The sequence below is a fragment of the Streptomyces telluris genome, assembly GCF_024519335.1.
GTDB lineage: Bacteria > Actinomycetota > Actinomycetes > Streptomycetales > Streptomycetaceae > Streptomyces > Streptomyces telluris.
On record NZ_JANIID010000003.1, the window covers coordinates 419,418 to 439,864 of the forward strand.

Consider the following 20,447-nt stretch of genomic DNA (forward strand, 5'->3'; position numbering starts at 1 on the left):
TCAGTACCCCAGGCTCGCCCCGAACCCGGAGGCGAGCGGCATGCGCAGGCCGAGGGGCGGCGGAGCCGCCAGGGCGTCCGCCACCGGCCGGGCGAAGTGGTGGCCGAAGAGCGCGCCCCGGACGAAGTCGACCACGAGCGACTGGACTTCCGCCCGGTGCTGCCGCAGCCCGTGCCCGTCCGAGTGGACCTCGAAGCGGCACACGTCGCGGTTGGCCTTCTTCGCCCGCTGGGCGAGCCGGAAGGACAGGTCGGGGTCCGTGAGCTCGTCGTTCGTGCCGTGGACGATCAGCACCCGCCGCCCGCACAGCTGCCGCACCGGCTCCGGCTCCGGCAGCTCCCCGGGCTCCGGCAGCCACGGCGCGACCGCCAGCACCGCGGCCACCGCCGGGTGCCCCGCGGCCCGCAGTGCGGCCCGGCCGCCCATGCCGGTGCCGACGAGGCAGACGGGCACGTCGCCGTAGCGCCGCACCACCTCGTCCGCCGCCCAGCCGGCGTCCCGCACCGGGTCGGCCGCCGAACCGTTCCATCCACGCCGCCGGTAGTGGACGACGTGCGTGACCAGACCCTCCTCGGCGCACGCCCGGGTCAGCCGGCGGGCCAGGGGCCGCTGCGCCGCGAGCGTCAGCGGGGAGGGCCTGCCGGTGCCCTCGGGGCGGCCGCCGGGGAGCAGCAGGGCGACCCCGTGCACCGTGCGTCCGGCGCCGAGCGGCTTTCCCAGCCGCGCCGTATCCCCGCTCTCCCGCGGCGCGTTCGGCCGTCCGTGCGTTCCTTCCGGGTCCCGTTGAGGCAACGCTTGCTGAGCCATGGCAGAAACGATGACAGAAGGACCGGTGGTGTCCACCCCGCCGACGGGTCACCGTTCCGTATCGTTCGCCGATATCTACGCGCGTAGGGGCTAGAGTGCCGAAATGACGACCGAGACCAACTCCCAACCGAACCCCGAACAGATCCGCCGCGCCCCCAAGGTCCTGCTGCACGACCACCTGGACGGCGGCCTGCGCCCGGGCACGATCGTGGACCTGGCCCGCGAGACGGGCTACACCGGTCTGCCGGAGACCGACGCGGACAAGCTTGGCGTCTGGTTCCGCGAGGCGGCCGACTCCGGCTCGCTGGAGCGCTACCTGGAGACCTTCGCGCACACCTGCGCCGTGATGCAGACCCGTGACGCCCTCGTCCGGGTCGCCGCGGAGTGCGCCGAGGACCTGGCCGAGGACGGCGTCGTCTACGCCGAGGTGCGCTACGCGCCGGAGCAGCACCTGGAGGCCGGCCTCACCCTCGAAGAGGTCGTGGAGGCCGTCAACGAGGGCTTCCGCGAGGGCGAGCGCCGCGCGAAGGCCAACGGCCACCGCATCCGCGTGGGCGCGCTGCTGACCGCCATGCGGCACGCCGCCCGCGCCCTGGAGATCGCCGAACTCGCGAACCGCTACCGCGACTCCGGCGTCGTCGGCTTCGACATCGCGGGCGCCGAGGCGGGCTTCCCTCCCACCCGTCACCTGGACGCGTTCGAGTACCTCAAGCGCGAGAACAACCACTTCACCATCCACGCGGGCGAGGCGTTCGGCCTGCCGTCGATCTGGCAGGCGCTCCAGTGGTGCGGCGCGGACCGGCTCGGGCACGGCGTCCGCATCATCGACGACATCGAGATCGGTGAGGACGGGAAGGCCGAGCTGGGCCGCCTCGCCTCCTACGTCCGGGACAAGCGCATTCCGCTGGAGATGTGCCCCACCTCGAATCTGCAGACCGGTGCGGCCACCTCGTACGAAGAGCACCCGGTCGGACTGCTCCGTAAACTGCATTTCCGGGCGACCATCAACACCGATAATCGCCTGATGAGCGGCACCAGCATGAGCCGCGAATTCGAGCACCTGGTGAAGGCCTTCGGCTACACGCTGGACGACATGCAGTGGTTCACCGTCAACGCGATGAAGTCCGCATTCATCCCATTCGACGAACGTCTGGCCATGATCAACGACGTGATCAAGCCGGGTTACGCCGAGATCAAGTCGGAGTGGCTCTTCCAGTAGGCCCGAGCGGGCCCTTTCTGACCAGCGAAGTCTTCACCGGCCGCAACGGACGGTGAATTTGCGGGGAATACCGTGCGACGGCCGGGACTTTCGGGTCCCGGCCGTGTCACTGATTGCGGCGGCCGGGAAGTCGTGGCTAGGTTTCAGTGCCGCTCAAGAATCCCCCGTCGCGAGGACAGAATTCAGATGAAGCTCGGAACCTTCAGGACTCTCGGTGCCGCCGCCCTCGGAGTCGCCTTCGCCGCCGCCGCGGCGGGGAGCGCGCAGGCGGCCGGCAGCGCCGGTGCCGTCGAATCGCTCACGACCACCGCCCGCACCACGACGGCGGGACTGCCCATCCAGCAGGTCGCCCAGGTCGCCCCCGCGGGCGGGCCGGTCGTCTCCGCGGCGGACCGCGCGATCCAGAGCGGCATGCTGCAGGCCCCGGCCCAGGCCGTGGACAAGGCCGTGGCGCCGCAGCTCCCGACGCAGGAGCTCGCGCCGAAGAGCGCGACCAAGGCCGCCCCGGCCGACAACAAGGGCAACGGCGGCCTGCTGGCGCCCCTGTCCGGGCTGCCGCTCGGCAGCCTGCCGGTGTCGGGCATCGGCGGCTGATCCTCGCGGGCCGTCCCGCCCGCCCGTACGAGCCGTACGACGGCGGGCCGTCTCCCGGACGTGATGTCCGGGAGACGGCCCGCCGTTTTGCGTACAGAAGGCTTTTGGCAGGAACCCTTACCGGGATCCCTTACCAGGGCCCCTGCCGCGATCCTTTACCAGGAATGCGCCGCCCCGCCGTGGCCCCGGTGCGAGTTCTCCGAGGGCAGCAGGATCCACAGGGCGATGTAGAGCAGGAACTGCGGGCCGGGCAGCAGGCACGAGAGCAGGAAGATCACCCGCATCGTCGTGCGGGACATTCCGAAGCGCTCGGCCAGACCGGCGCACACCCCGGCGATCATCCTGTGGTTGCGGGGACGGACCAGCTTGGCGGACATGGCGGCGACTCCTCGTCTGACGGGGGACCGATACGGCGCGGGAACGTTTTTCCCGTCTCTCCCGTCGGCTTCCCGATGACTCCACGTTATGTCCGCGGGCCCGGCCGGAACGTCGGCCTAAGGGGCGATCCCGACCCTGGGGATCGTCGGGGTGACACCCTGAGGGGTCTCCTCCCGGCGTATGGGTTCCGGGCGGGGGCTCTCACCCCTGCGACGGAGACGGGCCCTGACCGCCGGGACGACGGCCAGGTGCACGGCCGCCACCCCCGTCACGTTCAGCAGGAGCGCGTCCACGTCCAGCACCTGGCCCACGACGCCGCTCTGCACCACCTGCAGCGTCAGCGAGACCATCGCGGCGGTGAAGACGGTGCGGGTCAGCGAGCCCAGCGACGACGCGGCCACCCGGCCCCTGGCCCAGGGCAGCAGCACGCCCAGCGGGGCCAGCGGCAGCACCCCCGCCCCTATGGCCCGTGCGGCCTCCCACGGCCCGAGGGCGAGGTCGGCACGGATCGTGGCCAGCGGCTCCAGGTGCGAGGCGGACACCCAGGGCACCGTCAGCGGCCGCAGGGCGAGCCAGACGACCGCCAGCAGATGGGCGACGAGCAACACGCAGCCGGCGACGCGGTAGCGGTATCGGAGGGCGGGCGTACCGCCGTAACCATGACCCTGCACGCCCCACATGACGCGGTGCGCCGGTCGCACGGTTCCGGCCGACGGCGACGGGGAGTGGCGACGGAGCGCGGACACGGAGCGTCACCGGTGACATGCGGAGCCCGCGGGCCCGCCGCGGCCCTAGGAGACGGGGGTGCCCGTGATGTTCGCGCTGTCCGGGTGCACCCTGAGCTCGTCGGTGCAGGCGAAGCTCTTGGGGGGCTCGTCGGCCGGCCCGCCCAGGATCACCGACCGCTTGCCGTCGGCCGCGGCCGTCCCGGCGTACGTGCACACGAGCTGGGCCAGGCCGGCCTGCGGCAGCTCGCCCGGCTCCCGGCTCAGCCGCAGCGTGCCCGCCGGGTCGCCGGGGCGCTGCCCGGAGACCGTCAGCCGCTGCGGCACGGACGTGGACATCCCCGCCTCGGCCTCCTCGTTCGCGGGCGCCTTGCGCAGCTCCTGCAGCAGGACCCGGGCGACGGCCACGCTGTCCTCGGAGGTCTCGGCGACGGCGCGCGTGACCGGCACCAGCTGCGAGGTGCACTCCAGCTGGACGGTCACGGTCGCGGCGCCCGAGGGGATGGCGTGCTCGGGCCGCACGACGCACGACGCGCGGGAGGGCGCGCCGCCCGCGTCCACCGGCACGGCGGTGCCGCGGATGCCGCACGCCGTGGCCGAGCCCAGCAGGGCCAGGGCCAGGGCTGCGGTGCGCAGGGTTCTTCTCACCGGCCGCCCTTCCCGTTGCCGCCGTCCCGGTCGCCGGCCGGCTGGTCCTCCAGGCCCGAGACGTCCCGCGGCAGGGTCAGGGTGAAGACCGCGCCGCCCTCGGGGGAGTTGGCCGCGGTGATCTCGCCGCCGTGGATGTGGGCGTTCTCCAGGGCGATGGACAGGCCGAGGCCGCTGCCCTCCGACCGCGGACGGGAGGCGCTCGCCTTGTAGAAGCGGTCGAAGACGTGCGGCAGCACTTCCTCGGGGATGCCGGGGCCGTGGTCGCGCACGTCGATGCGCAGCGCGTCGTCCTCGGTGCGGACCGAGACGCGCACCGGGGAGCCGCCGTGCTTGAGGGCGTTGCCGATGAGGTTGGCCAGGATGACGTCCAGGCGGCGCGGGTCGAGCCGGGCCACGATGCCGCGCTCGGCGTCCAGCTCGACGGCGTCCAGCCAGGCGCGGGCGTCGATGCAGGCGGTGACCTGGTCGGCGACGTCCACGTCGTCCAGCACGAGCCGGGCCGTGCCCGCGTCGAAGCGGGTGACCTCCATCAGATTCTCCACCAGGTCGTTCAGCCTGCGGGTCTCGCTCACCACGAGCTGCACCGCCGGGGCGATCATCGGATCGAGGTTGTCCGCCTCGTCCTCCAGCACCTCGGTCACGGCCGTGATGGCCGTGAGCGGGGTCCGCAGCTCGTGCGACATGTCCGCGACGAAGCGGCGGCTCGCCGCCTCCCGGGCGCTGAGCTCCTCGACGCGCTTCTCCAGGGACTCCGCGGTCTTGTTGAAGGTGCGCGACAGGTCGGCCAGCTCGTCCGTGCCCGACACGTGCAGCCGGGTGTCCAGCTTGCCCTCGCCGAGCCGGCGGGCCGCGTCGCCGAGCCGCTGCACGGGCCGCAGCACGGTCGAGGCGGCGGCCTGCGCCAGCAGCGCGGAGCCGATCAGCGCCAGCGCCGTGGCGATGCCCAGCGACCAGGCCAGCGAGTTGAGGTCGGCGCGCTCGTTCTCCAGGGACTTCAGCAGGTAGCCCGTCGGGCCGCCGCCGATCACCTTCGCGCCGCCCACCAGGTACGGCTTGCCGTCCAGCGTGATCCGCTGCCAGTACAGGTGGTACGCGTAGCGGTTGGAGTCGTCGACGCGCCGCTCGCGGTTGACGGCCGCCTGCAGCGACTTCGGCACGACCTTGAGCGAGAACAGGTCGCGGTCGGAGGGCGCGGCGCAGGCCCGGCCGCCCTCGCCGGTGTCGATCAGCAGCACTTCGTACTTCTGCGAGGTGGCCGCCATCCGCTCGGCCGCCGCCTGCAGCTCCTGGCAGGTCGGCCCGAGCGGCAGCGTGCCGGTGTTGTCCTGCAGGGACTTGCGGAAGTCGTCGAGGGCCGCGTCCTGGGTGCGGGTGAGCACCGCGTCGCGGTTGAGCCAGTAGGCGATGGCGGACGCGGAGACGGCTGCGGCCAGGGCGACCAGCGCGAAGACGAGCATCAGCCGCAGCCGCAGGCTTATCCGGCGCAGACTCAGCTTCATCACGTTACGGGCGGCCGTCCAGCGTCGTACGCGTCCGGTCACTGCGGAGCGTCCAGGCGGTAGCCGACGCCGCGCACGGTGCGGATCAGGGTCGGGGACGAGGGCACGTCCTCGACCTTGGCCCGCAGCCGCTGCACACAGGCGTCGACCAGCCGGGAGTCGCCGAGGTAGTCGTGTTCCCAGACCAGCCGCAGCAGTTGCTGCCGGGAGAGGGCCTGGCCGGGCCGGCGGCTGAGCTCCAGCAGCAGCCGCAGCTCGGTCGGCGTGAGCTGGAGCTCCTCGCCGTTCTTGGTGACCGTCATCGCGGAGCGGTCGATCATCAGCGAGCCGAACGCGGCCGAGTCGTTGGTCTCGCGCTCGCCGCGGCGCAGCACCGCACGGATCCGGGCGTCGAGCACCCGGCCCTGCACGGGCTTGACCACGTAGTCGTCGGCACCGGACTCCAGACCCACGACGACGTCGATGTCGTCGCTGCGCGCGGTGAGCAGGATGATCGGCAGCTGGTCGGTGCGGCGGATCCGCCGGCACACCTCGAAACCGTCGATACCGGGCAGCATCACGTCCAGCACGATCAGATCCGGCCGCTGCTCGCGCAGCAGTTTCAGGCCGTCCTCGCCCGTCGCCGCGGTCACCACACGGTGGCCCTGACGGGACAGGGAGAACTCGAGAGCGGTGCGGATGGCGTCGTCGTCCTCGATCAGCAACAGGGAAGGCACGGTGGTCATTCTGGCCTACGACGGGCAGGTGGTTCGACCGCCGCCCTCCGCGCCCGTCCCCGCCGCCTGTTGCAGGGCTGTGACAGTCGGCGGACAACGCGATGAAACTGGCCCGGCAGGCTTTTGGTCATCGGGCAGCGGAGCCCGGTACGGAAATCGGACCGAGGCTGGCTCCACCGACGGGGGGCGCGAGATGAACACACTGCACAGCACCACTACCAGCGCAGTCATTCGCACGCGCCTGCACGACGCCGGACGGGGCCCGGAGAAGTCCGGTGCCGTGGGCGGGCGGGGGTGCGCCCGCGGCACCGGACGTGTGCGGCCGCCCTACATGGTGGCGATCGACGCGGTCACGTACGGGGAGCCCAAGGGAGCCGCGGGGGCGGCTCCGGGGGCATCGGGGGAGAGCAAGGGGGCGTCCCGGGCCGAGGCGGAGTTCACCGCCTACGTCCAGGAGCGCCGGGCCTCCCTGTACGCGACCGCGTACCACCTGACCGGCGACCGGCACGAGGCGGAGGACCTGCTGCAGAGCGCGCTGTTCTCCACCTACCGGGCCTGGGACCGGATCACCGACAAGGCGGCCGTCGGCGGCTACCTGCGCCGCACCATGACGAACCTGCACATCAGCGCCTGGCGCCGGCGCAAGCTCAACGAGTATCCGACCGAGGAACTGCCGGAGATGCCCGGCGAGGGCGACGCGATGCGCGGCACCGAGCTGCGCGCCGTCCTCTGGCAGGCCCTCGCCCGGCTGCCCGAGCTGCAGCGCACGATGCTCGTCCTGCGCTACTACGAGGGCCGCACGGACCCGGAGATCGCGGAGATCCTGGACATCAGCGTGGGCACGGTCAAGAGCAGCATCTGGCGCTCGCTGCGCCGCCTGCGCGACGACGAGGTCATCGGCTCCGGCCGGGACCAGCTGGAGTCCTTCGGCGAGCTCGTCGCTTGAGGGCGGGGCGGAGCGAGGACGCGGCACAGCACGGACACAAGGGGCCCTGAACGGGGGGCGCTCGGGGGAGCGCGGACAGGGCCGTGGGGGAGCGGAAGCGGGTCGGACAGCCGGGGGGCCTGTCCCGACCCGCTTCTGCGCGTCCGGGGCCCGCCGCGCGCCCCGCAGTGCGACTGTGCGCCGCTAGATCTTGATGGTCTCGCGGTGGCCCGCTGCCGCCGCCGCGATCCGGCCCATCGCCGTCTCCCCGCCGCACGCGTACGCGCCCAGCGCCGTCTGACGGGCCACGATCCCGCGCTCGGCGCGCATCAGCCGCAGGCCGCGGCGGACCAGGTACGGCACCGGCTTGCGGGCCTCGCGCAGGTCGCGCACCAGGCGGCGGCGGAAGGTGGTGGAGGGGCGGCCGCGCAGGCACAGGGCGTCCGCCAGCACGCCCAGGTCGCGGCAGCGGTCGATGATGTCGGCCGCGAAGATGCCCTCGGCTATGAACAGCGGGGTGCGCCCGATGTCCAGAACGCTCGCCCCGGTGATCGAACTGCTGGAGATGTCGTAGAGCGGCACGTCCGCCCGCGACGTCCGGCACAGGCCGTCGATCGCGGCGACGGCGGCGTCCGCGTCCCACGACAGCGGGGAGTCCCAGTCGGTGCCCGAGCCGTCGGCGAGCAGCGGCAGCGTCGGGTCCGTGCCCTCCTTGTAGAAGTCGTCCAGGTTGAGGACGGGCAGCCCGGTGCGGGCCGCGAGGGACGACTTGCCGGAGCCGGAGGGGCCGGTCAGCAGGATGACGCGCGCGGGGGTCAAGTGGGGAGTCACGGGACACCAGTGTGAGGCATTGGGCCGGATGGGGGATCCCCATGGGTTGCATGGTGCGCGCAGCGTCACCGCTCGCATACTGTGCGTTGTCGTTCGTCCGCCCTTCACGACCCCGGCAGGTGGCCATGGCTTCGCACGCTCGACACGCACGCTCCGCCAGCAAGGAGTCGAGGGCGCTGCGGCGCCGGATGCTCCTGCGCGTAGGGCTGACCGTCTCGGCGGGTGCGGCCTTCGCGGCGGGCGGCGCGGCCTCCGCGAGCGCCGACACCGGCATGGACGGCGGCACGAGCACCGGCATGGCCCGCGCCCAGTTCGGCGAGACCAACATCCCCGCCGCGATCGAGGGGGCCAACAAGGGCCTGGGGGCGGGGGCGGAGGCCGTCTTCGACACGGCCAAGACCCTGCGCACCAACCCCTTCGCGGGCACGCCCGTCGACCCGTTCGACAACACGGTGGGCACCAAGGTGGGGAACATGAAGCCGGTCACCACCAAGCCGGCCACGCAGCCGATCTCCAACGGCGGCAGCCTGACCGACCTGCCGGTCGCGGGGAACCTGACGTCGCTGCTGCCGACCGGACGGCCCGCGGCGGCCCCCAAGGCGCACTGAGCCCGGACGCACGGAGGCCGGGGCGGGTCGCACGACCCGCCCCGGCCTCCGTGCGTCGTCAGGCCGCCACGGCTCAGTACGACGAGCCGCCCGCGCCGAGCGAACCCGTCGGGTGCCAGACCGTCCGCGTCTCCAGGAAGGCCGTCATGCGGTCCGTGCCCGGGGCCGCGGCCCAGTCCACAGCCTGTGGACGCAGCACGCGCTTGAGGTTGTCCGCCGCGGCGATCTCCAGCTCCTTGGCGAGGCCGGCGTCCGCCCCCGCGAGGTCGATCGCGTTGACGTCCTGGTGCGCGGCCAGCGACGGCGCGATCTCGGCCGTACGGCCCGACAGGACGTTCACGACGCCGCCCGGGACGTCGGAGGTGGCCAGCACCTCGCCGAGCGACAGGGCGGGCAGCGGGGCCTTCTCCGAGGCCACCACGACCACCGTGTTGCCCGTGGCGATCGCCGGGGCGATCACCGACACCAGGCCCAGGAACGACGACTCCTGCGGCGCGAGCACGGCGACGACGCCGGTCGGCTCGGTGGAGGAGACGTTGAAGAACGGGCCCGCGACCGGGTTCGTCCCACCGGTGATCTGGCCGATCTTGTCGGTCCAGCCCGCGTACCAGACCCAGCGGTCGATCGCGGCGTCCACCTGGGCCGCGGCCTTCGCCTTGGACAGGCCCTCGGCGTCGGCGACCTCCGCGACGAACTGGTCGCGGCGGCCCTCCAGCATCTCGGCGACGCGGTAGAGGACCTGGCCGCGGTTGTACGCGGTCGCGCCGGACCAGCCGCCGACGGCCTTGCGGGCCGCGACGACCGCGTCACGGGCGTCCTTGCGCGAGGACAGCGGGGCGTTGGCCAGCCAGTTGCCCTTGGAGTCGGTCACCTCGTACACCCGCCCGCTCTCGGACCGGGGGAACTTGCCCCCGACGAACAGCTTGTAGGTCTTGAAGACAGTCAAGCGCTCAGACATCGAGGTACGCCTCCAGGCCGTGGCGGCCGCCCTCGCGGCCGAATCCCGACTCCTTGAAGCCGCCGAACGGCGACGTCGGGTCGAACTTGTTGAACGTGTTGGCCCAGATGACACCCGCGCGCAGCTTGCTCGCGACGGCCAGCATGCGCGAGCCCTTCTCCGTCCAGATGCCGGCGGAGAGGCCGTACTGCGAGTTGTTCGCCTTGGCGACCGCCTCGCCCGGGGTGCGGAACGACAGCACCGACAGGACCGGGCCGAAGATCTCCTCGCGGGCGATCCGGTGGGCCTGGGTGACGCCCGTGAACAGCGTCGGGCGGAACCAGAAGCCGTTCTCCGGCAGCTCGCACGACGGGGCCCAGCGCTCGGCGCCCTCGGCCTCGCCGCTGTCGGCCAGCTCGGTGATCCGGGCCAGCTGCTCGGCGGAGTTGATCGCGCCGATGTCGGTGTTCTTGTCCAGCGGGTCGCCGAGGCGCAGCGTGGACAGACGGCGCTTGAGGGCGTCCAGCAGCTCGTCCTGGATCGACTCCTGGACCAGCAGGCGCGAGCCCGCGCAGCAGACCTGGCCCTGGTTGAAGAAGATGCCGGTGACGATGCCCTCGACGGCCTGGTCGATGGGCGCGTCGTCGAAGACGATGTTGGCGCCCTTGCCGCCCAGCTCCAGCGTGAGCTTCTTGTCCGTGCCCGCGACCGTGCGGGCGATGGCCTTGCCGACCGCCGTGGAGCCGGTGAACGCGACCTTGTTGACGCCCTCGTGCGCGACGAGCGCGGCGCCCGTGGTGCCGTCACCGGTGACGATGTTGACGACGCCCTTGGGCAGGCCCGCCTGGCGGCAGATGTCCGCGAAGAACAGCGCCGACAGCGGGGTGGTCTCGGCCGGCTTGAGGACGACCGTGTTGCCCGTGGCGAGCGCCGGGGCGATCTTCCACGCCAGCATCAGCAGCGGGAAGTTCCACGGGATGACCTGGCCCGCGACGCCCAGCGGGCGGGGGTTCGCGCCGTAGCCTGCGTGGTCGAGCTTGTCGGCCCAGCCGGCGTAGTAGAAGAAGTGGGCGGCGACCAGCGGGAGGTCCGCGTCGCGGGTCTCCTTGATCGGCTTGCCGTTGTCCAGGGTCTCCAGGACGGCCAGCTCGCGGCTGCGCTCCTGGATGATCCGGGCGATGCGGAACAGGTACTTGGCGCGCTCGGCGCCGGGCAGCGCCGACCACTTCTCGAAGGCCTTGCGGGCGGCCTTCACCGCGCGGTCCACGTCCTCCGCGGAGCCCTGGGCGACCTCGGAGAGCACCTCCTCGGTGGAGGGGCTGATCGTCTTGAAGGCCTTGCCGCCGGACGCCTCGGTGAACTCGCCGTCGATGAACAGGCCGTAGGACGGGGCGATGTCGACGACCGCGCGCGACTCGGGTGCGGGAGCGTATTCAAATGCCATGTCGGTCAGTCCACCGTCACGTAGTCGGGACCGGAGTAACGCCCGGTGCTCAGCTTCTGCCGCTGCATCAGCAGGTCGTTGAGGAGGCTGGAGGCGCCGAAGCGGAACCAGGTGTTGTCCAGCCACTCCTCGCCCACGGTCTCGTTGACCAGGACCAGGAACTTGATCGCGTCCTTGGTGGTGCGGATGCCGCCGGCCGGCTTCACGCCGACCTGGACGCCGGTCAGCGCGCGGAAGTCCCGTACGGCCTCCAGCATCAGCAGGGTGTTCGCCGGGGTGGCGTTGACCGCGACCTTGCCGGTCGAGGTCTTGATGAAGTCGGCGCCCGCGAGCATGCCGATCCAGGACGCGCGGCGGATGTTGTCGTACGTCGACAGCTCGCCCGTCTCGAAGATCACCTTCAGGCGGGCCTTGTCGCCGCACTCGGCCTTGACGGCGCGGATCTCCTCCAGGACGTCCATGTAGCGGCCGGCGAGGAAGGCGCCACGGTCGATGACCATGTCGATCTCGTCGGCACCGGCCGCGATCGCGTCGCGGGTGTCCGCGAGCTTGACCGGCAGCGCGGCGCGGCCCGCCGGGAACGCGGTGGCGACGGAGGCGACCTTCACGTCCGTGCCGGCGAGGACGGCCTTGGCCGTCGCCACCATGTCGGGGTAGACGCAGACGGCGGCGGTGCGCGGCGTCGTGCGGTCGGTGGGGTCGGGGTGGACGGCCTTGGCGGCCAGGGCCCGGACCTTGCCCGGGGTGTCGGCACCCTCGAGCGTCGTGAGGTCGATCATCGAGATCGCCAGGTCGATGGCGTACGCCTTCGCCGAGGTCTTGATCGAGCGGGTGCCGAGGGAGGCGGCGCGGGCCTCCAGCCCGACCGCGTCGACCCCCGGGAGTCCGTGCAGGAAGCGGCGCAGCGCACTGTCGGAGGCGGTGGCGTCCGCCAGCTCCTTCAGCCGCCCCGCGGCGTCGTTGCCGTGTGCGGAAACTGTGGTGGGCATGGTCACCAGATGAGCATATCTACGCGCGTAGCGCGTGTACACCCCCGCTGGTGCGGGGTGGTTTTCGGCTTGGTTCCGGCTTGGTTCCGGCTCGGTCTCGGGCGGCCCCGCGGGAGGCGTCAGGCACAATCTGCCCATGACGAGCCCTAGCCCCGAACAGGAATACGCCGACAGGCGCTACCGCTCGCCCGCCGGCATCGCCGGTGGCGTGCTGATGCTCGCCCTCGCCGGCTGGCTGGGCGGCGACGCCGCCGTCCGCGGAGAGGGCAGCACGCCCTGGCTCGCGCTGGCCGGGCTGCTGTGCGTCGTGCCGCTGATCATCGCCTTCACGCTGCGGCCGGCCGTCTTCGCCGGGGCCTCGCGGCTGCTGGTGCGCAACCCCTTCCGGACGATCACGCTGCCGTGGGGCGCGGTGGACGCGGTGCGCGCCGGTTACTCCAGTGAGGTGCTGGCCGGGGGCTCCACCTACCAGCTGTGGGCGGTGCCCGTGTCGCTGAGGAAGCGGAAGCGGGCGGCCCGGGGCGGGGCAGCGGAGGCGGCTCCGGCCGACCAGACCGTCGCGGAGCTGCAGGAGCTCGCCGAGCGGAACGCTTCGCGGGAGGACGCGCAGGGGGACGTCGTCGTGCGGTGGGCGTACGAGGTGCTGGCGCCCGCGGGGGTGGGGCTGGTGTTGTTCGTGGTGTTGCTGGTGGTCGGCTGACGGTTGTTCTTACGGACATGCGAGAAGGGCCCGGGGCGTCCGCCCCGGGCCCTTCTCGCATGTCACGGGCTCAGATGCCCGCGGCCTTCGACAGGTCGGCCTTGATCTCGGCCAGGACCGCCGTCGCCTTGGCGCGGGCGCCCGCGAGGGCGGCCGCGTCGGCGACCGGGATCACGACCTCCAGGTAGCACTTGATCTTCGGCTCCGTACCGCTCGGCCGGACGATCACCCGGGCGGCCGAGACGGCCCCCGACTCGTCACCGGCCAGGTGGTAGCGCAGGCCGTCCGTCGGGGGCAGGGACTCCGTGCCCTTCGCCAGGTCCTCGGCGGACGTCACGTGCAGGCCCGCGAGCACCGTCGGCGGCTGCTCGCGCAGGCGGCGCATCGCGTCCGCGATCAGCGACAGGTCCTGGACGCGCACCGACAGCTGGTCCGTGGCGTGCAGGCCGTGCTCGACCGCCAGGTCGTCCAGGAGGTCGGTCAGCGTCCGGCCGGACTCCTTGAGCTCCGCGGCCAGCTCGGCGACCAGCAGGGCCGCCGTGATGCCGTCCTTGTCGCGGACGCCCTCGGGGTCCACGCAGTAGCCGAGCGCCTCCTCGTAGGCGTAGCGCAGGCCGTCGACACGGGCCAGCCACTTGAAGCCCGTCAGCGTCTCCGTGTAGGGCGTGCCGGTGCTCGCGGCGGCGATGCGGGAGAGGAGGGAGGACGAGACGATCGTCGTGGTGAACGTGCCGCGGGCGCTCTTGTGCACCAGGTGCGTGGCGAGCAGCGCGCCGACCTCGTCGCCGCGCAGCATGCGCCAGCCCTCGACGCTGTCCGCGTCGGGCACGGCCACGGCGCAGCGGTCCGCGTCCGGGTCGTTGGCGATGATGATGTCCGGCTGGGCCTCGCGGGCGGTGGCGAACGCCAGGTCCATGGCGCCCGGCTCCTCCGGGTTCGGGAACACCACGGTCGGGAAGTCCGGGTCCGGCTCGGCCTGGGCGGCCACGACCGTCGGGGCGGGGAAGCCCGCGCGCTCGAAGGCGGCCGTCAGCACGTCGCGGCCCACGCCGTGCATGGGCGTGTAGACGACGCGCACGTCGCGGGCGGAGCCGCCGGTCAGGACGGCGTCCGTGCGCTCCAGGTAGGCGCCCACGATGTTCTCGTAGCGCACGGTCTCCCAGCCGGCGGACGGGCGCGGGACGTCGTCCAGGGTCCGGACGGCGGCGATCTCCGCGGCGATCTCGGCGTCGGCAGGCGGCACGATCTGGGAGCCGTCGCCCAGGTAGACCTTGTAGCCGTTGTCGCGCGGCGGGTTGTGGCTGGCCGTGACCTCGATGCCGGCGACGGCGCCGAGGTGGCGGATCGCGAAGGCGAGGACGGGCGTGGGCAGGGGCTTGGGGAGGAGCGCGGCCTTCAGGCCGGCGCCCACCATGACGGCCGCCGTGTCGAGGGCGAAGTCCGCGCTCTTGTAGCGGGCGTCGTAGCCGATGACGACCGTGCCGCCGGTGTGGCCCTGCTTCTTGAGGTACGCGGCCAGGCCGGCGGCGGCGCGGATGACGACGGAGCGGTTCATGCGCATGGGGCCGGCGCCGAGCTCACCGCGGAGGCCGGCGGTGCCGAACTGGAGGGTGCCGGCGAAGCGGGCGGCGATCTCGGCGGTGTCCCCGGCGTCGATGAGCCGGGCGAGCTCTTCGCGGGTGTCGGGGTCGGGGTCCTCGGCGAGCCAGGACTTGGCCTGGGCGATGAGGGCGTCTCGCTCTCGCTCCACGGTGTCTCCTCCGGAGGGGTGGCTGGGTGGGTAGGGGTCTGTGGGTGGTGGGCCGGGGTCGGGTCGGGGTGGACCGGGCCTTCCGGGGCTGCATGATTTACGGGCCCTCCGGCCCGAGCTTTGGGTGCCCGGAAGCAGGGCCCACAAATCACGCTTTACGCCCCTTGCCAGGCCCGGCCCACCCCGCCCCGCCCCCTACGGCCGGTGGCCCGCTGCGGGTCCGTGGTGCCTGAGCCGGGGGCTCGGCCCGCAGACCCGCCGTACGGGCACGGTCCCACCTCAACGGGTGGGCGGGCGTGTCGCGCGCCGCAGGCGCGCGGGGAACGCCAACGGCGCCGCACCCGGGTGTGGGGAACGGCGCCGTACCGGCTGGGTCAGAGCTTCGGGAGGACCCGGGCCAGGAGCTGGCCCATGCGGGACGCGGAGTCGCGGCCGGCCTGGAGGACCTCTTCGTGGTTGAGGGGCTCGCCCGTCATGCCCGCGGCGAGGTTCGTCACGAGGGAGATGCCGAGGACCTCGGCACCGGCCTCGCGGGCCGCGATGGCCTCGAGCGTGGTGGACATGCCGACGAGGTCGCCGCCGAGGGTGCGGACCATGCGGATCTCGGCCGGCGTCTCGTAGTGCGGGCCGGGGAGCTGGACGTAGACGCCCTCCTCGAGGGTCTCGTCCACCTCCTTGCACAGCGCGCGCAGGCGGCGCGAGTACAGGTCGGTGAGGTCGACGAAGTTGGCGCCGACGATCGGCGAGGTCGCCGTCATGTTGATGTGGTCGCTGATCAGCACGGGCTGGCCGGGGCGCATGCCCTCGCGGAGGCCGCCGCAGCCGTTGGTGAGGACGACGGTCTTGCAGCCGGCGGCCACGGAGGTGCGCACGCCGTGGACGACGGCGGCGACGCCGCGGCCCTCGTAGTAGTGCGTGCGGCCGAGGAAGACCAGGGCGCGCTTGTCGTTGATCTTGTACGAGCGGACCGTGCCGGCGTGGCCGGCCACGGCGGCGGCGGTGAAGCCGGGGAGCTCGGTGACCGGGAACTCGGCCTCGGGAGCGCCGAGCGCCTCGGTCGCGGGGAGCCAGCCGCTGCCCATGACCAGGGCGACGTCGTGGGTCTCGGCGCCGGTCAGCTCGCGCAGACGGGCGGCGGCGGCGTCCGCCGCGGCGTACGGGTCGGCCTGGATGTCGGGAGTAACTGATGCGTTCACGCGGACGAGGGTAGCCGCTTATCGCCTACGCGCGTAGATGTCACTGCTCACGGTGTTCCGATTGTTGCTTTGTGGGTTGTGACGAGATGCAATCGTCACTCCCCGGCGCGCCGCGTCAGCAGGGACGCTTGCGGAGCTCCATCACGTAGTCGTGGGGCGCGCCCGCGGACTCCGCCGCGTCGGCGATCTCGCCGAGGTAGCGGGCGGAGGGCAGGCCGCCCTCGTAACCGTTCAGGACGTAGATCCACGCGGGCTCCTCACCGTCCAGAGTGTGCACGCGGACGCGCATCCGCCGGTAGATGTCGAGGCCGACACCCTCCCAACGGTCCATCGAGTCCTCGTCCATCGGGGCGATGTCGTAGAGGGCGACGAAGACCTGGGAGCGGGGTGCCTCGACCACGGTCGCGAGCGCGCCCTCCCAGCCCAGCTGCTCGCCGCCGAAGGTCAGCCGCCAGTCGGCGAGCCAGCCCGTGCCGCGCAGCGGCGAGTGGGGTGCGCGGCGGGACATCAGCCGCGCGTCGAGGTTGCCGGCGTACGCGGCGTAGAGCGACATGGTTTCGAGGGTACGGGAGTGAGGCGCGACGGCATTTGGGATGGCAGTCTCGAAGGGAGGTTCGTCCGGAACCTCCTGCCGGTTCTCGCACGGATTGCCGTATGCATGCGGGTACGGATCCGCTGGGGAGGCCCCGGGAGAAGTCCCTTCGACGGGTGCGGGACAATGGAGTACGTGACTCGGATCGTGATCATCGGTGGCGGACCCGGCGGCTATGAGGCGGCGCTCGTCGCCGCGCAGCTCGGTGCGGAGGTGACCGTCGTCGATTGCGACGGTCTGGGCGGGGCGTCGGTGCTCACCGACTGTGTCCCCTCGAAGACGCTCATTGCGACGGCCGAGGTGATGACGACCTTCGACTCCTCGTACGAGGAGCTCGGGATCATCGTCGCCGACGACACGCCGCACATCGAGCAGGCGGCCCGGGTCGTCGGCGTGGACCTGGGCAAGGTCAACCGCCGTGTGAAGCGGCTGGCGCTCGCGCAGTCGCACGACATCACGGCGTCCGTCACCCGGGCGGGTGCACGCGTGCTGCGCGGCCGGGGCCGGCTGGAGCCGAACCAGGCCCCGGACGGCTCGCGCCGCGTGATCGTGACGGCCGCGGACGGGACCGAGGAGACGCTCGTCGCGGATGCGGTGCTGGTCGCCACGGGCGCGCACCCGCGCGAGATCCCCGACGCGCAGCCGGACGGCGAGCGCATCCTGAACTGGACCCAGGTGTACGACCTGGACGAGCTCCCCGAGGAGCTCATCGTGGTGGGCTCGGGTGTGACCGGTGCCGAGTTCGCCGGCGCGTACCAGGCGCTGGGGTCCAAGGTGACGCTGGTGTCGTCGCGGGACCGCGTGCTGCCCGGTGAGGACCCGGACGCGGCCGCCGTCCTGGAGGACGTCTTCCGGCGCCGCGGCATGAACGTCATGGCGCGCTCGCGCGCGCAGTCCGCGAAGCGCGTCGGCGACCGGGTCGAGGTCACCCTCGCGGACGGCCGCGTCATCACCGGCACGCACTGCCTGATGGCCGTCGGCTCGATTCCGAACACGGCCGGGATAGGGCTGGAGGAGGCCGGGGTCCGGCTCAAGGAGTCCGGGCACATCCACACCGACCGGGTCTCGCGCACCAGCGCGCCGGGCGTCTACGCCGCCGGTGACTGCACGGGCGTGCTCGCGCTCGCTTCGGTCGCGGCGATGCAGGGACGCATCGCCATGTACCACTTCCTGGGCGACGCGGTCGCGCCGCTCAACCTGAAGTCGGTCTCGGCGAACGTCTTCACGGACCCCGAGATCGCGACCGTCGGCTACACGCAGGCCGACGTCGACAGCGGCAAGATCGACGCCCGCATGGTCAAGCTGCCGCTGCTGCGCAACCCGCGGGCGAAGATGCAGGGCATCCGGGACGGCTTCGTGAAGCTGTTCTGCCGGCCCGGCACGGGCATCGTCGTGGGCGGCGTCGTGGTGGCCCCGCGGGCGAGCGAGCTCATCCACCCGATCTCCCTCGCCGTCGACAACAGCCTGACGGTCGAGCAGATCGCCAACGCGTTCACCGTCTACCCGTCGCTGTCCGGTTCGCTCGCGGAGGTCGCCCGGCAGCTCCACTCGCGCAAGACGCAGCGCGAGGCCTAGGGGTTGGATTGTTGCGCTGAGTGGTCGGGGAGGCTTTGGCCTTGAGCCCGGGCCTCCTATACCACTTTGAGCGTTCCGCAGCGGACAACTTCCGTTAATTGCTGCAACCTGCTGAAAACGGATGGTCGTTGGCGTTACTGTCGGTTTCGTGTTCGCTGCAGAACGTCGTCAATTGATCCTCGAAATGGTGCGGGCCAACGGGGCGGTTTCGCTCCGTGAGCTCGCCCGCGTCGTCCAGACCTCCGAAGTGACCGTACGGCGGGACGTGCGCGCACTGGAGGCAGAAGGACTGCTCGACCGCCGGCACGGCGGTGCGGTGCTGCCGGGAGGCTTCACCAGAGAGTCCGGCTTCCCGCAGAAATCCCATCTAGCGACCGCCGAGAAGACGGCCATCGCCGATCTCGCGGCGAGCTTCGTCGAGGAAGGCGAAGCCGTCGTCGTCGGCGCCGGTACGACCACGCAGGAGCTGGCCCGCCGGCTCGCGCGCGTACCGGGACTGACCGTCGTCACCAACTCCCTGCTCGTCGCCCAGGCCCTCGCCCACGCCAACCGGGTCGAGGTCGTCATGACGGGCGGCACGCTCAGAGGATCCAACTACGCCCTGGTGGGCAGCGGTGCGGAGCAGTCCCTGCACGGGCTGCGCGTGACACGGGCGTTCCTGTCCGGAAGCGGGCTGACCGCCGAGCGTGGCCTCTCCACGTCCAACATGCTCTCCGCCAGCGTCGACCGGGCGCTGGTGCAGGCGGCGGCGGAGGTGGTCGTGCTCGCGGACCACACGAAGCTCGGTACGGACACGATGTTCCAGACCGTGCCCACGGATGTGATCACGCGGCTCGTGACGGACGAGCCGCCGTCCCACGACGACCGCGCGGCGACGGAGCTGCAGGCCCTCGCCGACCAGGGCGTCCACATCTCGGTCGCCGGGCCCGGCGCGGGGTCGGGCCAGGGGCCGGGGTCCGGACCGACGGGAGCGGTGTCGGGCGGCGGCGAGCAGGTGCCGCCGCAGCAGCGCCGCCGCGACGTCCCGCCCTTGCCGGGGCAGCGCCGCACGCACGGGGGCCACCACCTGCCACCGGGCCCACCGGGCCCTTCCGGGGGCGGCGCCTCGTCCCCGCAGCTCCGCAGCGCGGGTTCGCTCGGCGCTGAGCCTCCGACGGGGACGGCGAGGGTGGCGGACCTGGCGCCGCGGAGGCGGTGAGCGCTTCCGCGCGGGGCACTGCCACGACGGCACCGCCGGTCCGCGCCGTGGGGGCGAGGCGCCGTTGCGGCGGAGTCGTTCAGCCGGGGCTGTCCGCCTGCTTCCGCCGTGGCGGTGAGGCACCACGGCGGTGCGGTCCGGCGGTGCCGAGACGGACGTAAAGGGTCAGGGCCCCTCCGGGCACGGGGCCGTGGCCAGGCCCTGGAGCGTCAGCGACAAAAGGCGGTCCGGGAGTCGGGGGTCGTCCGGGGACTGTTCCGCGGCCAGCGAGATCGCGTTCGTCAGCTGCATGATGTCGACGATGTCGACGCCGGCGCGGACCGCCCCGGCCGTCTGCGCCCGCGCGAGCAGCACGCTCCCCGCCTCCCGCAGGGGAAGGCTGCAGCGCGACATCGCGGACGCCTCGTCCGCCTGGGCCGCCAGCAGGGCCCGTGAGAGCCCCCGGTACGTGCTGGCGTGCGCCACGCAGGCCCGTAGCCAGTCCACCAGGGCCCGGCAGGGCTCGGGGGAGGCCAGGAGTTCGCGGGAGCGGGCGAGGAGCCCGTCGACCTCGCCCTGGAAGACGGCGCTCATCAGCGCCGTGCGGTTGGGGAAGTGGCGGTAGAGCGTGCCGATGCCGACCCCGGCCCGGCGGGCGATGTCCTCCAGGGAGGCTTCCGTGCCGTGCTCGGTGAACGCGGTCCGGGCCTCCGTGAGCAGCCGCTCGTAGTTGCGCCGGGCGTCCGCCCGCATGGGGCGCGGTGACGCTTGTGTGCTCTCCGTGGCCATGGCTGCCGAGTCCTCCCTCTCTCTCCCCGTCTGCCAAGGATGCCACCGACAAGCCTGTGGGCCCCCGCCGAGCGCTCGGCGGGGGCCCACAGTCGGACAACGGCTGTTGCGTCAGTCCTTGATTTCGCAGATGACGGCGCCGGAGGAGACGGAGGCGCCGACCTCGGCGGTGATGCCCTTGACGGTGCCCGCGCGGTGCGCGTTCAGGGGCTGCTCCATCTTCATCGCCTCGAGGACGACGATGAGTTCGCCCTCGGCGACCTCCTGACCCTCCTCGACGGCGACCTTGACGATCGTGCCCTGCATCGGCGAGGTCAGCGCGTCACCGGACGCGGCCGAGCCGGC

Annotated in this window: 22 protein-coding genes; 7 read left to right on the forward strand and 15 right to left on the reverse strand. The window is 72.5% G+C overall.

What is annotated here, in order from left to right; translation table 11 throughout:
* On the reverse strand, window positions 1-807 hold the full coding sequence (locus NQU55_RS06150) for an alpha/beta hydrolase family protein (RefSeq protein WP_240976219.1): 807 nt from the start codon (window positions 805-807) through the stop codon (window positions 1-3).
* Between the two features lie 103 nt (window positions 808-910).
* Here NQU55_RS06150 and NQU55_RS06155 point away from each other — a divergent pair, with 103 nt between their 5' ends.
* Entirely contained in the window at window positions 911-2,026 is a 1,116-nt protein-coding gene (locus NQU55_RS06155) for an adenosine deaminase (RefSeq protein WP_168091953.1), read from the forward strand.
* A 186-nt stretch (window positions 2,027-2,212) separates the two neighbouring features.
* A complete protein-coding gene (locus NQU55_RS06160; RefSeq protein ID WP_168091943.1) occupies window positions 2,213-2,620 on the forward strand; it encodes an ATP-binding protein in 408 nt (135 codons plus the stop codon).
* A gap of 155 nt (window positions 2,621-2,775) precedes the next feature.
* Here the strand turns inward: NQU55_RS06160 and NQU55_RS06165 are convergent, their stop codons facing one another.
* The 5 genes from NQU55_RS06165 to afsQ1 form a co-directional block, all read right to left on the reverse strand.
* Window positions 2,776-2,997 carry a PspC domain-containing protein gene (locus NQU55_RS06165; RefSeq protein ID WP_168091954.1) on the reverse strand — a complete coding sequence of 74 codons (222 nt, stop codon included), beginning with the start codon at window positions 2,995-2,997 and terminating at the stop codon, window positions 2,776-2,778.
* Between the two features lie 117 nt (window positions 2,998-3,114).
* Window positions 3,115-3,669 (reverse strand): VanZ family protein, encoded by a 555-nt coding sequence (locus tag NQU55_RS06170; protein WP_168091955.1) that lies wholly within the window; start codon window positions 3,667-3,669, stop codon window positions 3,115-3,117.
* A 120-nt stretch (window positions 3,670-3,789) separates the two neighbouring features.
* The gene (locus NQU55_RS06175) at window positions 3,790-4,371 is read right to left on the reverse strand and encodes a hypothetical protein (RefSeq protein WP_168091956.1); all 582 of its coding nucleotides are present in this window, start codon (window positions 4,369-4,371) and stop codon (window positions 3,790-3,792) included.
* Window positions 4,368-5,873 carry an ATP-binding protein gene (locus NQU55_RS06180; protein WP_240976220.1) on the reverse strand — a complete coding sequence of 502 codons (1,506 nt, stop codon included), beginning with the start codon at window positions 5,871-5,873 and terminating at the stop codon, window positions 4,368-4,370. Before NQU55_RS06180 ends, NQU55_RS06175 begins: the two co-directional genes overlap by 4 nt.
* 38 nt (window positions 5,874-5,911) lie before the next feature.
* Window positions 5,912-6,589, reverse strand: coding sequence for a two-component system response regulator AfsQ1 (afsQ1, locus tag NQU55_RS06185; RefSeq protein ID WP_256789960.1), 678 nt, complete (start codon window positions 6,587-6,589; stop codon window positions 5,912-5,914).
* A gap of 193 nt (window positions 6,590-6,782) precedes the next feature.
* On the opposite strand from afsQ1, the gene NQU55_RS06190 reads away from it, so the two are divergent.
* Window positions 6,783-7,535: a SigE family RNA polymerase sigma factor gene (locus NQU55_RS06190; protein WP_168091958.1), complete on the forward strand. Its 753-nt coding sequence runs from the start codon at window positions 6,783-6,785 to the stop codon at window positions 7,533-7,535.
* Between the two features lie 183 nt (window positions 7,536-7,718).
* On the opposite strand, the gene NQU55_RS06195 is transcribed toward NQU55_RS06190, so the two are convergent.
* Window positions 7,719-8,423 (reverse strand): ATP-binding protein, encoded by a 705-nt coding sequence (locus NQU55_RS06195; protein WP_168091959.1) that lies wholly within the window; start codon window positions 8,421-8,423, stop codon window positions 7,719-7,721.
* A gap of 47 nt (window positions 8,424-8,470) precedes the next feature.
* Here NQU55_RS06195 and NQU55_RS06200 point away from each other — a divergent pair, with 47 nt between their 5' ends.
* The gene (locus NQU55_RS06200; protein WP_168091960.1) at window positions 8,471-8,953 is read left to right on the forward strand and encodes a hypothetical protein; all 483 of its coding nucleotides are present in this window, start codon (window positions 8,471-8,473) and stop codon (window positions 8,951-8,953) included.
* A gap of 73 nt (window positions 8,954-9,026) precedes the next feature.
* On the opposite strand, the gene NQU55_RS06205 is transcribed toward NQU55_RS06200, so the two are convergent.
* From NQU55_RS06205 to deoC, 3 genes are read right to left on the reverse strand one after another with little or no spacing between them, the layout of a single operon-like run.
* Entirely contained in the window at window positions 9,027-9,911 is an 885-nt protein-coding gene (locus NQU55_RS06205; RefSeq protein ID WP_168091961.1) for an aldehyde dehydrogenase family protein, read from the reverse strand.
* Window positions 9,904-11,334, reverse strand: coding sequence for an aldehyde dehydrogenase family protein (locus NQU55_RS06210; protein WP_168091962.1), 1,431 nt, complete (start codon window positions 11,332-11,334; stop codon window positions 9,904-9,906). Before NQU55_RS06210 ends, NQU55_RS06205 begins: the two co-directional genes overlap by 8 nt.
* A gap of 5 nt (window positions 11,335-11,339) precedes the next feature.
* Complete coding sequence (deoC, locus tag NQU55_RS06215; RefSeq protein ID WP_256789978.1) at window positions 11,340-12,323, reverse strand: deoxyribose-phosphate aldolase; 984 nt, start codon at window positions 12,321-12,323, stop codon at window positions 11,340-11,342.
* 136 nt (window positions 12,324-12,459) lie between these two features.
* Between deoC and NQU55_RS06220 the strand changes: the two genes are divergently transcribed.
* Window positions 12,460-13,023, forward strand: a complete 564-nt coding sequence (locus NQU55_RS06220; protein WP_168094826.1) for a PH domain-containing protein — start codon at window positions 12,460-12,462, stop codon at window positions 13,021-13,023.
* A 70-nt stretch (window positions 13,024-13,093) separates the two neighbouring features.
* Here NQU55_RS06220 and NQU55_RS06225 read toward each other — a convergent pair whose 3' ends face one another.
* From NQU55_RS06225 to NQU55_RS06235, 3 genes are all read right to left on the reverse strand, one after another.
* Window positions 13,094-14,773 (reverse strand): phospho-sugar mutase, encoded by a 1,680-nt coding sequence (locus NQU55_RS06225; RefSeq protein ID WP_168094825.1) that lies wholly within the window; start codon window positions 14,771-14,773, stop codon window positions 13,094-13,096.
* Between the two features lie 374 nt (window positions 14,774-15,147).
* Window positions 15,148-15,969, reverse strand: coding sequence for a purine-nucleoside phosphorylase (locus NQU55_RS06230; RefSeq protein WP_168094824.1), 822 nt, complete (start codon window positions 15,967-15,969; stop codon window positions 15,148-15,150).
* Between the two features lie 115 nt (window positions 15,970-16,084).
* Window positions 16,085-16,522 (reverse strand): gamma-glutamylcyclotransferase family protein, encoded by a 438-nt coding sequence (locus NQU55_RS06235; protein ID WP_030369994.1) that lies wholly within the window; start codon window positions 16,520-16,522, stop codon window positions 16,085-16,087.
* Window positions 16,523-16,687: 165 nt separating this feature from the next.
* Between NQU55_RS06235 and NQU55_RS06240 the strand changes: the two genes are divergently transcribed.
* A complete protein-coding gene (locus NQU55_RS06240; RefSeq protein ID WP_058045958.1) occupies window positions 16,688-18,136 on the forward strand; it encodes an NAD(P)H-quinone dehydrogenase in 1,449 nt (482 codons plus the stop codon).
* Between the two features lie 121 nt (window positions 18,137-18,257).
* Entirely contained in the window at window positions 18,258-19,334 is a 1,077-nt protein-coding gene (locus NQU55_RS06245) for a DeoR/GlpR family DNA-binding transcription regulator (protein ID WP_168094823.1), read from the forward strand.
* A 165-nt stretch (window positions 19,335-19,499) separates the two neighbouring features.
* Here the strand turns inward: NQU55_RS06245 and NQU55_RS06250 are convergent, their stop codons facing one another.
* On the reverse strand, window positions 19,500-20,102 hold the full coding sequence (locus NQU55_RS06250) for a TetR/AcrR family transcriptional regulator (protein WP_240976740.1): 603 nt from the start codon (window positions 20,100-20,102) through the stop codon (window positions 19,500-19,502).
* Between the two features lie 111 nt (window positions 20,103-20,213).
* The coding region (locus tag NQU55_RS06255; RefSeq protein ID WP_168094822.1) for a biotin/lipoyl-containing protein at window positions 20,214-20,447 on the reverse strand (234 nt) is incomplete at its 5' end.

Excerpts from the sequence above, each read along its gene's own strand:
- NQU55_RS06150 (WP_240976219.1), bottom strand. The coding sequence starts at position 807 with ATGGCTCAGCAAGCGTTGCCTCAACGGGACCCGGAAGGAACGCACGGA.
- NQU55_RS06155 (WP_168091953.1), top strand. The coding sequence starts at position 911 with ATGACGACCGAGACCAACTCCCAACCGAACCCCGAACAGATCCGCCGC.
- NQU55_RS06160 (WP_168091943.1), top strand. The coding sequence starts at position 2,213 with ATGAAGCTCGGAACCTTCAGGACTCTCGGTGCCGCCGCCCTCGGAGTC.
- NQU55_RS06165 (WP_168091954.1), bottom strand. The coding sequence starts at position 2,997 with ATGTCCGCCAAGCTGGTCCGTCCCCGCAACCACAGGATGATCGCCGGG.
- NQU55_RS06180 (WP_240976220.1), bottom strand. The coding sequence starts at position 5,873 with ATGAAGCTGAGTCTGCGCCGGATAAGCCTGCGGCTGCGGCTGATGCTC.
- NQU55_RS06190 (WP_168091958.1), top strand. The coding sequence starts at position 6,783 with ATGAACACACTGCACAGCACCACTACCAGCGCAGTCATTCGCACGCGC.
- NQU55_RS06195 (WP_168091959.1), bottom strand. The coding sequence starts at position 8,423 with ATGCGAGCGGTGACGCTGCGCGCACCATGCAACCCATGGGGATCCCCC.
- NQU55_RS06200 (WP_168091960.1), top strand. The coding sequence starts at position 8,471 with ATGGCTTCGCACGCTCGACACGCACGCTCCGCCAGCAAGGAGTCGAGG.
- NQU55_RS06205 (WP_168091961.1), bottom strand. The coding sequence starts at position 9,911 with ATGTCTGAGCGCTTGACTGTCTTCAAGACCTACAAGCTGTTCGTCGGG.
- NQU55_RS06210 (WP_168091962.1), bottom strand. The coding sequence starts at position 11,334 with ATGGCATTTGAATACGCTCCCGCACCCGAGTCGCGCGCGGTCGTCGAC.
- deoC (WP_256789978.1), bottom strand. The coding sequence starts at position 12,323 with ATGCCCACCACAGTTTCCGCACACGGCAACGACGCCGCGGGGCGGCTG.
- NQU55_RS06220 (WP_168094826.1), top strand. The coding sequence starts at position 12,460 with ATGACGAGCCCTAGCCCCGAACAGGAATACGCCGACAGGCGCTACCGC.
- NQU55_RS06235 (WP_030369994.1), bottom strand. The coding sequence starts at position 16,522 with ATGTCGCTCTACGCCGCGTACGCCGGCAACCTCGACGCGCGGCTGATG.
- NQU55_RS06240 (WP_058045958.1), top strand. The coding sequence starts at position 16,688 with ATGGAGTACGTGACTCGGATCGTGATCATCGGTGGCGGACCCGGCGGC.
- NQU55_RS06245 (WP_168094823.1), top strand. The coding sequence starts at position 18,258 with ATGGTCGTTGGCGTTACTGTCGGTTTCGTGTTCGCTGCAGAACGTCGT.
- NQU55_RS06250 (WP_240976740.1), bottom strand. The coding sequence starts at position 20,102 with ATGGCCACGGAGAGCACACAAGCGTCACCGCGCCCCATGCGGGCGGAC.